The following is a 16,435-nucleotide window of genomic DNA, read 5'->3' as shown; positions in this document are numbered from 1 at the left end:
GGATCATTTATGGTCCTCTTTTTAAATTAGTAACTTTCCAAAACTACTGTAACCTACTCTATGCCGCGATTACATCTTTATACTATAATCGTTTTGATTTATACTTTTTGCTGTTCTTGCGAAAAGGAAGGTCAGCCCTATAAATTAGCTTATGTTGCAGATTCTGGGGTAGATTTTAAAAATACATTAACCAGCACTCCTCAACTCAACATTCTCAACTACCTCTACTTCTACAATGGTGGTGGTGCAGCTATTGCAGATTTCAATAATGATGGGTTACCTGATCTTTATTTTACAGGAAATCAAGTTTCAGATAAGTTATACCTTAATGAAGGTGATTTTAAATTTAAAGACATTACCTCAGCTTCCGGAATTCATGAAACTAAAAGTTGGAGTACAGGGGTCACCGTTATTGACATCAACGCAGATGGCCTACTGGATATTTATGTATGCACAGTAAGCGGTCATTTACAACTTAAAGGGCACAACAAATTATACATAAATATTGGCGAGCAAAATGGCATTCCAAAATTTAAAGAAGCTGCTGCTGAATATGGTCTGGATTATGCAGGTCTTTCCACTCAGGCTTCTTTCTTTGATTATGACTTAGATGGCGATCTCGACATGTATTTACTCAATCATTCAGTTCATCCCAACGCCAATTATGGTAAAGCTGCTGTTCGTAAAAAAGCAGATAGTTTACTTGGCGATAAATTGTACCAAAACAACAACGGTTATTTTACAGATGTCACTGAAAAAGCAGGTATTTTAAGCAGTAAAATAGGCTACGGCCTTGGTGTTTCAGTCTCTGATATTAACAATGACAGCTATCCTGATTTATATATTGCCAATGATTTTTTTGAAAATGATTACCTCTATCTTAATAATCAAGACGGAACATTTTCAGAGCTAAATACCACAGAAAAAAGTTTAGGACACACCTCACACTTTTCTATGGGAACTGATATTGCTGACATTAATAACGACGGAAACACAGATATTTTAAGTCTCGATATGCTTCCTGAAAATCTGGAAGTTCTCAAGGCTTCAGGGAATGAATATTCCTACCCTATTTACCAAAATCAGTTGCGTAACGGTTATGATTACCAGTTTATGCAAAATACGCTACAGCTCAATTTAGGTGATGGTCGCTTCGCGGAAACTGCTTTTCAAAGTGGAATTGCCGCTACTGAATGGTCTTGGACTCCACTCATAGCTGATTTTGATAACGATGGATTTAAAGACATTTATATCGCAAACGGAATTCTTGGCGCGACCAACGATATGGATTTTGTGAATTTTATTTCTAATGAGTCTATTCAGAAAAGATTAGGCAAAAACATGTCTGAAACAGAAATGGAATTCATCAAAAAACTCCCGGAAACTCATGTAGCAAACTACATGTATAAAAATAATGGCGACGGTACTTTTGAGGATGTCACCCAGTTATGGACGGCAAATAAACCATCTTTTAGCAACGGGGCTTCTTATGCTGATCTGGATAACGATGGGGATCTGGATATTGTCGTTAATAACGTAAATGAAGAAGCCTATATTCTTGAAAATACAACAGCTCAGGAATCAACTCAGAAAGGCATTCAAATTCAGTTTAAAGGGGAAGACAAAAACACTTTTGGCATTGGAGCAAAACTCATCGCCTATCAAAATAATAGAAAACAAGCTTTTGAAAATTACACCACACGAGGTTTTATGTCTGCTGTACCCCCCTCTGTTTTTGTGGGGCTGGGCGATGCTAAACAATTAGATTCTCTTATAGTGATTTGGCCATCAGGAAAACAACAGATTTTGACAAACACAAACTCAAATCTTGTCTTATCTGAAAGCAATGCTGAATCAAAAGAAAAAAATATCAAAAATCCTGAAACTGAAATCAATTGGACTATTGATTCTCTTCAGGTAGATTTTAACCACAAAGACGGAAATTCTATTGAGTTTAGCAGAGACGGCCTTGTTCCCTATGCGAATACTAATACGGGCCCACAAATTCAAACTGCTGATTTGAATAATGATGGCTTAGATGACTTTATAATTCTGGGTGCTAAGGCTCAAAAAACAACGATATTCTTTCAGAACAAAACAGGAAATTTCACCCAGAGCTTTCTTCCTGATGCTGATGAAGATGCTATAAATGAGGACACCGCAGCAGCGCTTTTTGATGCTGACGATAACGGAACTCTTGATATTGTTATAGCAAGCGGAGGTAACGAATTTAAAAATGGTAAAGCCCTTACTCCCCGACTCTACTTAAACACTAAAGGTTCTTTTGAAAAAGTAAATAATGCTTTTGAAGGTATTGAACTTAATGCGTCAAAAATAAAAGCTGTTGATCTTGATAAAGACGGAAAACTAGATTTAGTGATTACCAGTGATTTAGTTCCTCATGAATTTGGAGCAACTCCTAAACAATATATTTTTAAAAACTCCGGAAAAGGAAAGTTTGAAAATATCACAGCAACCTATGCTCCAGAATTTGCGACACTAGGAAATGTAAAAGATATTATTTGGGCAGATCTGGATGTAAATGGATATCCTGATGCGATAGTTTGTGGTCATTGGATGCCAATACAAATTTTGATGAATTCGGGTTCTAAACTAGAATTACAAAATATTGAAAGTCTAAAAAACACAAATGGACTCTGGAACTCGATTCTGGTTGAAGATTTTGATCAAGATGGTGATTTAGATATGATTGCCGGTAATTGGGGCTTAAACACAAGATTAAAGGCTTCTTTAGAGCAGCCTATTAATTTATATCGCTTTGATTTTGATGCTAATAGTAAAACTGATCCTGTGACTTCATATTATTACAAAGGCTCAGAAACGGTTTTAGCAACTAAAGATGAACTGGTTAAACAGCTCCCCTTTTTAAACAAGAAATTCTTAAGCTATCATGCATTTGCACAAGCCAGTATAACCGATTTATTTTCAGAAGAAAAATTAGAAAAAGCTGAAAAAAAACAAGTTTTTAAACTCGCAAGTACGTATTTTGAAAACGTAGGTAACTTAGAGTTTAAAGCACATCACCTGCCATTTATGGCGCAAGTTTCAACGGTTAAAGTTATCACCGCTACAGACTTTAATGAAGATGGCTTAAACGATCTGCTACTTTTGGGTAATGACAGTGAGATTAGCACACAGTTGGGAAGGTTAGATGCATCACACGGTGTTTTTCTTCTGAATACCGGTAATAATTTTAAGTACGCCGGACAACATAAAATTGATATTAAAGGAGCTGTGCGCAGCATTGCACCGCTAAAAATAAAAGACAATCCCTATTACATTATAGGTCGTAATAATGACAAACCCCTATTTTTAAGAAAAGAGAATAACTGATGAATAGTCTTAATAAACTTTACTTTTTCAGCTTAGTATTGATACTTATTGCTTGTGGCGATAAAGGTTCAGAAGAGAAAGAGACCACTAGCAAAGAACCTACACTCTTTAGCCTGATGGCTACTGAAGAAACCGGTATCGACTTTGTCAATACGATTAAAAATGAGAAAGATTTCAATATTTTTAAATACCGAAATTTCTACAATGGTGGTGGAGTTGCTATAGGTGATATTAATAATGACGGTCTTGCAGACATTTACCTAACCGCAAATATGGGGAAGAATAAACTCTACCTCAACAAAGGTAATTTTGAGTTTGAAGACATTACCGAAGCTGCCAGGGTAGGCGGCAGTAAACCCTGGTCTACCGGTGTGGTTATGGCAGATGTGAATGCCGATGGCTTACTGGATATTTATGTAAGTAATGCCGGTAATATGAAAGGAGACAACCACGACAATGATCTTTATATCAATAACGGGGATCTTACTTTTACCGAAAAAGCCAAGCAATACAATCTGGCTAAATCTGGTTTTTCTACACAGGCCAGCTTTTTTGACTATGATAAAGATGGGGATCTTGATGTCTATATTTTGAATAACAGTAATGTGCCCGTAAGTGGGTTGGGATATGCTGAACAGCGTGATACTCGCGCAGAAAACTGGGAAAATGTTCCGGATATTTTTAAAGGTGTAGGTGATCTTTTAATGCGGAATGATGGCGATACTTTTACAGATGTAAGTGAAGAAGCAGGTATCTACGGAAGCCTTATAGGTTTTGGCCTCGGAGTAATGATCACAGACATCAACAATGATCTTTATCCAGATATCTACATCTCAAATGACTTCTACGAGCGCGATTATCTTTATATCAATCAACAAGACGGGACGTTCAAAGAAGATATTAAAAACTGGACATCACGCCTTTCTCTCTCCGCGATGGGTGTTGATATTTCTGACATCAACAACGATGGTTTGCAAGATATTTTTATAACCGATATGCTTCCCGAACCTGAAGAACGGGTGAAATCTGTGATGGAGTTTGACAGTTATAATGTTTATAAACTAAAGCAGAGTAAAGACTTCTATCAGCAATTTATTCAAAATACCCTACAGGTAAATAACGGTAACGGTTCGTTTACAGAAACTGCTTATTACAGCGGTATAGACGCTACAGACTGGAGTTGGGCGGGATTATTAGCTGATTTAGACAACGACGGCTACCGCGATATTTATGTCACAAATGGAATCAATCACGATCTTACTGATTTGGATTTCGTAGACTTCTTCGCTAATGAGATTATTCAAAATATGGCACTCACGGGTAAGCGCCAGGTTATTGATTCTATCATTAATAAAATGCCTAAAAAACCGTTACCCAACGCAGTTTACCGCAACAAAAAAGATCTGACTTTTGAAGATGCCGGTAAAAAATGGGGGTTAGACATTCCCAGCATGTCTAACGGTTCTGCTTATGGCGATCTGGACAATGATGGCGATCTGGATCTTGTGGTGAATAATGTGAATATGCAGGCATTTATATACCGTAACGAGAGCAGACAACAAACCGATAACAATTATATAACTATCACTTTTAAAGGTGGTGAGAAGAATCCGTTTGCAGTGGGATCTTCAGTACGTCTGTACTTTGATGGGCAAGAAGTTTTACAGGAATTATATCCTGTGCGAGGCTTTCAATCTTCTATGGATTATAAGATGACTATAGGTCTGGGACAAACGCAAACCATAGATTCATTACGCGTGCTTTGGCCCAATGATAAAACTGAAGTATTCAAAGAAGTGGCTGCAAATCAAACTTTAAATCTCGATCAGGCTAAGGCTACTGAAGTATTTATTCCACAGAAGCAAAAAACAGGTCCACAATTGCTTACCGAACTTAATAACGATAAGCTTAAAGCTAACAAAGAAAACAACTACAATGACTTTGATTACGAAGGTCTAATTGCTAAAAAACTTTCTCAGGAAGGTCCGGCTATCGCTGTAGGCGATGTCAATAATGACGGAAATGAAGATATTTTTGTAGGAGCTCCCAGTGGAAGTGCGGGAACACTATATCTACATCTAGGCGGTGGAAAACTAAATGCAAAAAATCAGTCGCTCTTTGAAGATGAAGCTAATTTTGAAGATACAGCAGCTGCATTCTTTGATGCAGACGGTGATGGGGATCTTGACTTATTAGTAGCTTCCGGAGGTAATGAAGTGGGCAAAAAAGAGTTGCTAAGACCGCGCTTGTATCTCAATGACGGCAAAGGCAACTTCAGCAAATCATCTAATGAGCTTCCGTCAGCATTTCAAAATATGAGCGTTGTTGCTCCTTATGATTTTGATGGCGATGGCGATACAGATGTCTTTATTGGTTCTCGCAGCGTTGTTGGGGTTTACGGTATAGATCCTGCACAATTATTTTTAGAAAATACCGGAGACGGCATTTTTGTAGATGCCACCGAACGTCTGGCTTACGACACTAAAGATGCCGGTATGGTGACCGATGCAATCTGGCTTGATGTTGACGGAGACGACAAAAAAGACCTGATTACCGTTTCAGAATGGGGTTCGCCTCTGATTTATAGAAATTCAGGCAGAAGAATTTCATTAAAAAAGAATAATCTGAGAGACAAAACCGGCTGGTGGAATACCATTACTGCAGTAGATATAGATAATGATGGCGATATGGATCTGGTTTTAGGAAACGAAGGAGAAAACTTGCATTATTTACCTACGGTAGAAAACCCGATGTCGATGTACATTAATGATTTTGACAATAACGGAACGATTGAACAAATCACCACGATGCACAAAAATGGTAAAGATTACCCCTTACATCAAAAGAAAGAAATCACAGCACAAATGAGTTCACTTAAAAAACAGAACTTAAAAGCTTCAGATTATGCCAGCAGATATATCGACGAGATTTTTTCAACAGAGAGCTTAAATAATGCGATCAAGAAAACGGTAAAATATTCTCAATCTATGTTAGCCATTAATGATGGAAAAGGCAATTTTAGTCTAAAACCTCTTCCTTACCAGACGCAGTTGTCTTGTGTTTGCGATATAGTTTCTGCTGATATCAATAAAGATGGGCTTGCAGATTTGATCATGGCGGGTAACAATTATGAGTTTAAGCCACAATATTCACAATTGGATGCCAGTTTTGGCAATGTACTGCTTAACGAAGGTAATGCGAATTACAAGTGGCAGAATTATGATAAGAGTGGATTCTTTATTAAAGGAGAAGTCAAGCACTTATCAACGTTTAGCGACAATAAAGGAAATGTTTACCTTATCGCTTCTGTAAATGATGAAAAACCAAAGATATTTGCACTTAATGAATAAAGCTATTGTACTCATAGTATTAGGTTTTGTCGTTTTTTCGTGTTCTAAAGCGCCCGAATTATTTACCAATCCTGAGACTGAAAAAATCGGAGTTAGCTTCCAGAATGCACTTACTGCGACTGAAGATATGAACATCTTAGATTACCTCTATTTTTATAACGGAGGTGGTCTAGCTATAGGTGACATCAACAACGACGGATTGCCAGATGTGTATTTTTCGGGTAATCAGGTAAAAAATGAACTCTACCTCAATAAAGGAAATCTAAAATTTGAGAATATCACTGAAGCTGCCGGTGTTGCCGGAAATAGCGATTGGAATACTGGTGCTGTAATGGGCGATATCAACGGAGATGGCTTTCTGGATATATATGTTTGTGCCGTTGTAGGGCTTAACGGTCTGAACGGTTACAACGAACTTTTTATAAACAATGGTGATGGTACTTTCACTGAGAAAGCTTCAGAATATGGTCTTGATCTGGATACCTTTTCTTCTTCTGCAGCCTTTTTAGATTATGACCTGGATGGTGATCTAGATATCTATATTCTAAATCATGCGGTACATACTCAGAGTTCATTTGGGAAAGCAGATTTGCGATACGAGCGCAATCCACAAACCGGTGACCGCCTGATGCGAAATGATGGAGATCATTTTACAGACGTGAGCGAAGAAGCGGGTATTTATGGCGGAATAAACAGCTATGGATTAGGTATAGCAGTATCAGATTTTAATCTAGATGGTTATCCTGATATCTACATTGGTAACGATTTTCACGAAGATGATTATTACTACTTAAATAATGGCGACGGTTCATTTACCGAAGCATTGAAAAAGCATTTTGGGCATACTAGCAGATTTTCTATGGGTAGTGATGTTGCGGATTTAAACCATGACGGTTGGCCAGATCTGATCTCGTTAGATATGCTTCCACAAGATGAGAAGGTTTTAAAAGCATCTGAAGGTGATGACAATATACAAACACAGCGCCTGCGCACAGACCGTTACGGATATCACTACCAGTTTACCCGAAATATGCTATTTATTAACCGCGAAGGTGGTAACTATCAGGAGACGGCTTTATTAAGTGGCGTTGCAGCTACAGACTGGAGTTGGAGTGCTCTTTTTGGCGATTACAATCAAGATATGCAGCAAGATTTATTCATTTCAAATGGCATCCCAAAACGTCCCAATGATCTGGATTATATAAAGTTTGTATCAAGTGACCAGATTCAAAATAAAATAAATAATACAGCGCTTATAGATCAAAAAGCCTTAGATCTTATGCCTAGCGGAACTACTCATAATTATGTATACGAAGGCAGTGAAGATCTCAATTTTAAAGATCAGTCCGGTAAATGGATCGCAAATGACACCATCGTTTCTGGAGCCACAGCCTATGCAGATTTAGATAATGACGGAGACCTCGATTTGGTGACCAATAATATCAATGCTGCACCTACTTTTTACATCAACCAGACTAATCAAAAAGCAAACTACCTTAAAATTAAACTGACTTCAAAAAGCAAAAATGAGTTTGCCATTGGTGCTAAAATCTACGCCTATGCCAATGGAATAAAACAGTTTAAAGAACTCTATACGGTGAGAGGTTTTCAGGCATCTTCAGAACCATTAATTCATTTTGGGTTAGCCCAGGAAAAAATAGTAGATTCTATTCGCATTATTTGGCCAGATAAGACCAGCCAAAAATTAACTAATGTTGAAGCCAATCAAACGTTGACAATAAAGGAAGAAAACACTCAACCCTTTAATTTTGGCAATCTCAAACCAAGAAAAAAGATACTTTTTACAGCAGTCACAGACAGCTTAGGCCTTGACTTTGTTCATAAAGAAGATGCCTATTCAGACTTTGATCGGGAGAAATTAATTCCGTATCAGATAGGTGATCGCGGACCAGCAATTGCTCAAGGCGATATAGATGGTGATGGCAAAGAAGACTTATTCTTTGGGGGTTCTAAATACATCGCTTCTCAAATTTATCTACAAAAAGATTCTACCTATCAGCGCATTAGTTACCCGGCTATTGTCAATGATTCTATTAATGAAGAGGTTTCTGCAGTTATAGCTGATTTTGATCAGAATGGAAAAAATGATCTAATGACCGGTACTGCGGGAGGTGACTTTTTTAACAGAGCAAAACCCTTAATAGATGGTTTGTATTTAAATACAGTAGAAGGTTTTGAGAAGTCAACTATGCCAGAGCTTTTTGACAATACTTCGGTATTAGCGGCCTATGATTATGATAACGATGGCGATCTGGATGTCTTTGCAGGAACTCAAAGTATCACAGGAAGTTTTGGTAAAATACCGGTTTCTTATCTTTTAGAGAATGCTAAGGGTTCTTTCCGCGTAGCGCAAGAATTTAAAGACCTGGGTATGGTAACTGCAGCCGTTTGGGATGATTTTAGTGGCGATGGCGTACAAGATCTTATTATAGTGGGTGAATGGATGGAGCCTACTTTTCTTAAAAATGAAAATGGAAAACTTACCCGAACTGAAGTTATAAACGAAAAATTGAACGGACTCTGGCAAGGTATTATTCCGTTTGATATTGACGGCGACGGCGACACCGATTATATATTAGGTAATTGGGGCGAAAACAGTAAATTTAAAGCTTCTGCAGATGTTCCGATGTTGCTCTATTACAATGATTTTGACAACAATGGGCAAACAGAAACTATTGTAACTACCGCAAAAAACGGAAAATACTACCCCTTAATGGGACTAGACGCTTTAGCCTCACAAGTAGTGAGTTTCAAGAAAAAATACCATAGCTATAAAGATTTTGCCGGTCAAACCATTGAGGAAATTCTTAATGAAGACCAATTAGAAACAAGTAAAAAACTTGAAGTAAACACGCTTAAAACCGGGTATTTGCGCAATGATAACGGGCAATTTACCTTTGTTCCGTTAGGCTATGATTTTCAGGTTGCTCCCATATTAAGTTTTTGTAAATTTGACTTTGATAATGACGGTAGAGATGAGGTTCTCGCGGCAGGAAACTATTTTGGCGTTCAACCCTTTCACGGAAGATTAGACAGCTTTGGTGGAGTTTTAATTAAAAACGCTGACACGTTTATTCCCGGGGATCAAATCGGTTTAGACTTCACACAAAAATCAATTCGTCATTTAAATATTCTTTCATTAAAAGGTCAAAAGTATTTACTTGCAACACCTAATGACGCAGCCATCCAACTTTATAAACTGAAAAATTAAAAACAAGCATTCATCTTTAATGATGCATTTCTTAAATTAAGTTAGGACTATGTTTAAAAAAATAAGTTTAGTTTTTATAGCCGCACTGGTAATTACTTCTTGTGCTAAAGAAGAAGTACCGCTTAAAGTAACACCAGATGATTACAACAATGCGGTAGATAAAGTGACCGAAGTAATCATTCACGATATTTTCTCACCGCCTGTTGCCAGTCGTATCTACTCCTATTCTAATATTGCTGCGTACGAAGTTTTAGCACAAAACAACCCCGATTATGTGACTTTAGCCGGTCAATTAACAGACTTAAAAGAAACTCCTAAACCTGATGCCGGTGCATCTGTGAATTATGATGTCGCTGCATTGATTGCTCAAATGGAAATAGCAAAAAGTCTTATTTTTTCTGAAGATCGAATTACTGAGATGCGCGACAGTTTATATATGAAATGGGAAGACCAGAATCCTACAGAATTAGCAGCTTCTAAAGACTATGGTTTAAAAGTTGCTGATCACATTAAAAGCTGGATGGATGGGGATATGTACAAGCAAACGCGTACGATGCCTAAATTCTCGGTAAATCCTGACAATCCCTCAAGATGGCAACCTACTCCTCCTGCTTATATGGATGGAATAGAACCGCATTGGATGAAGATTCGCACCTTTGTAATTGACTCTGCTTCTCAATTTAAACCCATTCCACCACCAGAATTTTCTATGGAAGAAGACTCTGAATTTTACAAGCAATTGATGGAAGTTTACAATGTACGTAATGAGATGTCTGATGAAGGAGACGACTCAGAAAAAGTGGCGATCGCTCAGTTCTGGGATTGTAACCCGTATGTTTCTACGCATAAGGGGCATTTAATGTTTGCCACAAAAAAGATTACTCCAGGTGGCCACTGGGTCGGGATTGTAAAAATTGCCACAAAAAAAGCCAATGCAGATTTGATGGAGACTGTTTACGCATACACAAAGACCTCTATCGCGCTTTTTGATGGCTTTATAAGTTGTTGGGATGAAAAGTACAGAAGTAACCTCATACGTCCCGAAACACTCATTAATCAGCATATAGATGACAGTTGGGCTCCTGTTTTACAAACACCTCCTTTTCCTGAGTACAGCAGTGGCCACTCTGTAGTTTCTGGTGCAGCGGCCGAGGTTCTTACACAAATCTACGGAGATAATTTTCAGTTTGACGATGATACCGAAACCGCATACGGACTTCCCATACGTAGTTTTGACTCCTTTAGACAAGCATCTTCAGAAGCTGCTTTAAGCAGACTTTACGGGGGTATTCATTACCGTGCCGCTATTGACGAAGGTTTAAAACAAGGTCGTCAGTTAGGTCAGTTTGTGGTTAAAAATCTTATCATGAAAAACAATACCGCTCAAGCTTCAAATTAATTGCATTTATGAAAAAAGGACTTCTTGCCATTGGTGTAATATTGTGTATTGCCGCAGGTTGGTATTTGTTTATTAAGCCAAGTGATTATATCATCAACTTTAAAGTAAAAACAACTCCGGGTACCATAGTTCAATCTATAAAAAGTTGGAACAGCAATTTAACCGCGAGTACCATTACCGAGCAGCACGGAACCTCAGCTATTGTTCAAGAGCGGCAATTTGGCGATTCAACGGTAACGTATTCCTTTAACGTTTATCCGCTTAATGATTCGATCACCAAAGTAAGCGTGGGCGTCAAAGACGCTGAGCACAGCCTAAAAAACCGGCTAACAGTGCCTTTTACCAATACACTTTTTAAGGATCGAAGTACTGCTAATGCAATGGATTTTTACGAGACACTTAATCAGCATCTTAAAGAGATTAAAATAGAAGTTACGGGCATTGAAAAAACACCTTCTACCTATTGTGCGTACATTTCCTTAAAAAGTATGCAAGAAGCAAAAGCCTTAGGGATGATGCGTAATTACGGTTATATAGGCGACGTTCTTACGCGCAACAATGTTGAAATGAACGGCCCTCCATTTGTAGAAGTAACCGAATGGAATCAAAAGACAGACAGTATTTCTTACAATTTTTGCTTTCCCATTATTCGCTCTGAAAACCTGCCCATTACTGACGAAATTAAATACAAACGCTTGTTTACAAAAGATGCCATTCACGCGGTATATAACGGCAACTACATCACTTCAGATCGTGCCTGGTACGCGCTTTTGGCTTACGCGAAACAAAATAACATTGAAGTCGACCCCAAACCTCTGGAAGTATTTTTCAATAACCCTAATATGGGCGGAAATGCTATGGAATGGAAAGCAGATATTTATATGCCTTTGAAACAGGAAAATCCCGTAAAGGTAGATTAGTGGGAAATTTCCGAATATTTAATTTATTAAATCAAAAGAGAGCTTAATCCCTTGTATCACCATTGTTGTACCAATGATGGCAATGATCAATCCCATAATTTTACCAACTACCGAAATTACATTTTCTCCTATTTTACGAGCAATAAAATCACTGAGACTAAAGGCTATATAGGTGAGTAAGCACATCAACCCAAAGATCAAAATTACCAGACCTATATTTACATAAGAAGGATTCGACACAAAATTGGTTGCTGTAACTATTGTACCGGGGCCAGCTAAAATGGGGATCGCTAATGGAGATACCGCAATATTCTCATCAAAATTAGGCTCTTTTAAATGCTTTACATTGGACTTTTTAGACTGAAGCATTTCAAACCCCACGTAAAATATTAAGATTCCTCCAGTGATTTTAAATGCCGGAATGGTTATTCCAAAAAGTCCAAAAATAAACTTTCCCAGAACTACAAAAACCGTTATAATAATAAACGCAACCAGAACAGCTCGTTTATTCACATTTTGTTTTTCTTCACGGGTTGCACCTTCAGTAAGTGATATAAAAATAGGAATGTTTGACAACGGATTCATTATCGCAAAAAAGCCAGTAAAAACAGATATTGAATAGGTTAGAATATCATCCATAAGTGTCAATTTAATTTAGGGGTTTAATGAAATATACAATTAAATCTCAATATCAAGAACCTTATTCTCTGCAGCTGCATCCTTATCTTTCTTTCTACCAACGTTTACGCCTATCGCTATACCGAAAAGCATTCCTATACTTAAATATGACATATTACCCAATGCTGCTCCAAAAGCGGCTCCCATCGGAATACCAAATGCTGCCATGCCTACTGCTAACCACTTACTGCGATAATGATTTTTAGTTACGATACCGGCTTCTTTTTCTAAAAAAGTCAAAATTTCAAATTGAGATTTTCTAATCTTCTTCTGCAACTTTTTATCAGAACCTTTAAAGCTATTCAGTTCTTCTATGTTTATATTTATTTCAGTTATTACTTTATCTGAAAATTCTTTTAATTGTAGTTCCGCAAGTATCTTATTCAGCTTCTCAAACTGCTTATAAATTTTGCTGTCAGGGTTTAGATTTTGGCGAGTTTTAAGTTGTTTTAATTCTATAATAAGTTCTACATAAACAAAAAAAGCCTTTGCTTATAAATTAAGCAAAGGCTGAATTCTTCAAGTAATTTCTAATTTAAACTTCAACTGCTGCATCAGAAGTTACTCGTATTTGTTTACCATCAACTAAAATATCCAGATCATCACCGGTATCAAGACTAAAGATGTATTTATCTTTACCCACTGCTACTTTTAGTATCTGATTTCTAAAATTCAGTTTAAAGGAAAAACCTTCCCAGGCCTTTGGCATTTTTGGAGCAAAAGATAACATATCATCTTTAATTCGCATTCCCCCAAAACCTTCAACAACACTCATCCAGGTACCCGCCATACTTGTAATGTGTAAGCCTTCGTGTACTTCTTTATTATAGTCGTCAAGATCTAAGCGAGAGGTTCTCAAGTAAAATTCATAAGCTTGATCCATCTGTCCTAATTTTGCAGCTTGAATCGCGTGAACGCATGGACTTAATGAAGACTCGTGAACGGTAAATGGTTCATAAAAGTCAAAATGCTTCTTGAGTTCTTCTTCTGTAAAGTGATCTTCAAAAACATAAAAACCCTGAAGCGTATCTGCTTGTTTTATATAAGGTGATCGTAAAATTCTGTCCCAGCTCCATTTTTGATTGATAGGCCGTTCTGCTTTATCAAGATCTGCAACAGTTACCAGCTCTTTATCTAAGAAACCGTCTTGCTGTAAATACACACCTTCTTCTTCAGAAAAAGGTAAATACATTTTTTCTGAAATATTGATCCAAGAATTTAATTCTTCATTAGAGACACCGGTTACTTCTGCAATTCGTTTGTAATCTGAACTAAATTCTTTAGCAACCTTTTTAGTATGCTCTACCGCATAACTCAGGCACCATTTTGCAAGATAGTTGGTGTAAAAATTATTGTTTACGTTGTTTTCATATTCATTAGGCCCAGTCACTCCAAGAATTACAAACTGCTCTTTTTTGGCAGACCAAGTAGCACGTTGTTTCCAAAAACGAGCTACTGCGATCATAACTTCTAAACCTTTTTCAGGAATATAGCTGTAATCACCCGTATAATTCACATAATCTCTAATAGCAAATATCATCGCTCCATTACGATGTATTTCTTCAAAAGTGATTTCCCATTCATTATGGCACTCTTCCCCATTCATCGTAACCATAGGATACAATGCTGCTCCATTTTTAAAGCCTAACTTTTGAGCATTTTCAATTGCTTTTTCTAAGTGATTGTAGCGATAAGTCAACAAATTACGCGCAACCTCTTGATCTTTGGTAGCCATATAAAAGGGCAAACAATACGCTTCGGTATCCCAATAGGTTGAACCACCATACTTCTCTCCGGTAAATCCTTTAGGACCTATATTTAAACGGGCGTCTTTTCCTAAATAAGTTTGATTCAATTGAAAAATATTGAAACGAATTCCTTGCTGCGCTTTTACATCACCTTCAATAACAATATCTGCCATTGACCAGATTGCTGCCCAATCTTCTTTTTGTTTGGATAATAAACTATCAAAACCTTCTTCTAACGCAATATCTAAAACTGAAGTCGCTGCTTTCTTTAAATCATCTTTATCGTGGTTGAAAGAAGTGATATATCCTGCATATTTTTGGATAGCAAAAGTTTCTCCCTCACGTATATCGGTTTCGTAAACATGACCTATGTAGCTATCAGTTTTATTGGTTTTGAGCGTCAGAGAAATTTCTTTCCCATCTACTGTAAAGGTGTTAGACATTGCGGTACATACATAGAAAAATGTTTTCATCGTATGCGCAGAAATAAAAGCTTTATTTCCGTCTTCTGCTACTTCTAAAGTATTCCAGAATTTATCATCCCAGTTTGTGTCTTCATTGGTGATACCGCTATCTAAATAAGGCTCATAACTAATACTCACGTCTTTATTGAGGGGAGTAACCTCATAATTAATGGCCCCCAATTCATCATGCTCTAAACTCAAAAAGCGTTTAGACTTCACTTTAAGTTGGGTTCCATTTTGAAGTTCGGCTTCAAAGCTTCTGCCCAACCAGCCTTCTTTCATATTGAGTTCGCGACGGAATTTTGACACGCTTTTTGCTGTGTTCAAATCCAGTGACTCCCCATCAACTTTTACTTTTATACCTATCCAACTAGGTGCATTAAGCACTTTTGTAAAATACTCCGGGTAACCATTTTTCCACCAGCCTACGCGGGTTTTGTCAGGATAATAGACACCTCCTATATAACTTCCCTGAAATGTTTTTCCACTATACTCTTCTTCAAAATTGGCACGCTGTCCCATTGCTCCATTACCTATACTAAACAGGCTTTCTGAAGATTTTACGCGTTCTCTTTCAAATCCTTCTTCTATCACTGCCCAGGGAGCAGGTACTATATAATCTTGATTCATGGTTATGCGTTAATTAGTTGATCTAAAAATGCAGTATCAATTTCTGTAAAATCATTAAAATTATAATCGGCTTCATGCAAAACTTTGGCATCGCCTATACCTACACTTACCATATCAACTCTATTTGCTGCCTGAATACCGGCAATAGAATCTTCAAAAACGATAGCATCTGTATATTCTACTTCAAGTTCTTCTGCTCCCAAGGTAAAAACCTCAGGATCTGGCTTTGCCTTTTCTACGTGATTGCCATCTACAATACAATCAAAAAGATCAAAAAGACCTACGCGTTTTAGAATAGGTTGTGCATTTTTACTTGCAGAACCTAATGCCATAGGTATGTTTTTTTCTTTAAGATAGGTTAGTACTTTAAGTACTCCCGGAAGGATATCATTTTCAGTCATCTTAGCGATATAACTTAGATACTCCTCATTTTTTGAAACCAGCCAGCCTTCCTTTTGTTCTTCCGTTGCTTTAACGCCACCTATCTCGAGTAAAATCTCTAAAGATCGAACGCGGCTTACCCCTTTGAAAAGCTCATTTTGTTCTTCCGTGAATTCAAAACCCAATTCATTAGCCAAGTTGCGCCAAGCGAGATAATGAAATCCTGCCGTATCTACAATTACTCCGTCTAAATCAAAAATAAATCCCTTCTTACCCATA

The 16,435-nt window shown here is 37.4% G+C and carries 9 protein-coding genes; 5 read left to right on the top strand and 4 right to left on the bottom strand.

The window, feature by feature from the left end; genetic code table 11:
* Positions 1-60 precede the first annotated feature (60 nt).
* Genes DSM02_RS13830 through DSM02_RS13810 form a run of 5 tightly spaced genes read left to right on the top strand, consistent with a single transcriptional unit; the run spans position 61 to position 12,255 of the window.
* Complete coding sequence (locus tag DSM02_RS13830; RefSeq protein WP_128766213.1) at positions 61-3,354, top strand: VCBS repeat-containing protein; 3,294 nt, start codon at positions 61-63, stop codon at positions 3,352-3,354.
* A complete protein-coding gene (locus tag DSM02_RS13825; RefSeq protein WP_128766212.1) occupies positions 3,354-6,704 on the top strand; it encodes an FG-GAP-like repeat-containing protein in 3,351 nt (1,116 codons plus the stop codon). The genes DSM02_RS13830 and DSM02_RS13825 overlap by 1 nt, the downstream gene beginning before the upstream one ends.
* Positions 6,697-9,936: a VCBS repeat-containing protein gene (locus DSM02_RS13820; RefSeq protein WP_128766211.1), complete on the top strand. Its 3,240-nt coding sequence runs from the start codon at positions 6,697-6,699 to the stop codon at positions 9,934-9,936. Before DSM02_RS13825 ends, DSM02_RS13820 begins: the two co-directional genes overlap by 8 nt.
* Positions 9,937-9,985: 49 nt before the next feature.
* Positions 9,986-11,335: a vanadium-dependent haloperoxidase gene (locus DSM02_RS13815; protein ID WP_128766210.1), complete on the top strand. Its 1,350-nt coding sequence runs from the start codon at positions 9,986-9,988 to the stop codon at positions 11,333-11,335.
* Positions 11,336-11,343: 8 nt separating this feature from the next.
* Positions 11,344-12,255: an AraC family transcriptional regulator gene (locus DSM02_RS13810; RefSeq protein ID WP_128766209.1), complete on the top strand. Its 912-nt coding sequence runs from the start codon at positions 11,344-11,346 to the stop codon at positions 12,253-12,255.
* 18 nt (positions 12,256-12,273) lie between these two features.
* Here DSM02_RS13810 and DSM02_RS13805 read toward each other — a convergent pair whose 3' ends face one another.
* The 4 genes from DSM02_RS13805 to pgmB form a co-directional block, all read right to left on the bottom strand.
* Complete coding sequence (locus tag DSM02_RS13805) at positions 12,274-12,894, bottom strand: MarC family protein (RefSeq protein ID WP_128762700.1); 621 nt, start codon at positions 12,892-12,894, stop codon at positions 12,274-12,276.
* 39 nt (positions 12,895-12,933) lie between these two features.
* A complete protein-coding gene (locus DSM02_RS13800; protein WP_240674064.1) occupies positions 12,934-13,209 on the bottom strand; it encodes a hypothetical protein in 276 nt (91 codons plus the stop codon).
* A gap of 259 nt (positions 13,210-13,468) precedes the next feature.
* Positions 13,469-15,775, bottom strand: coding sequence for a glycoside hydrolase family 65 protein (locus DSM02_RS13795; protein WP_128766207.1), 2,307 nt, complete (start codon positions 15,773-15,775; stop codon positions 13,469-13,471).
* Positions 15,776-15,777: 2 nt separating this feature from the next.
* A complete protein-coding gene (pgmB, locus tag DSM02_RS13790) occupies positions 15,778-16,434 on the bottom strand; it encodes a beta-phosphoglucomutase (protein ID WP_128766206.1) in 657 nt (218 codons plus the stop codon).
* Position 16,435: the final 1 nt, after the last annotated feature.

Origin of the sequence: Leeuwenhoekiella polynyae, assembly GCF_004104075.1 — a bacterium.
GTDB classification, from domain to species: Bacteria; Bacteroidota; Bacteroidia; order Flavobacteriales; family Flavobacteriaceae; genus Leeuwenhoekiella; species Leeuwenhoekiella polynyae.
This window is presented reverse-complemented; position numbering and strand designations above follow the sequence as displayed.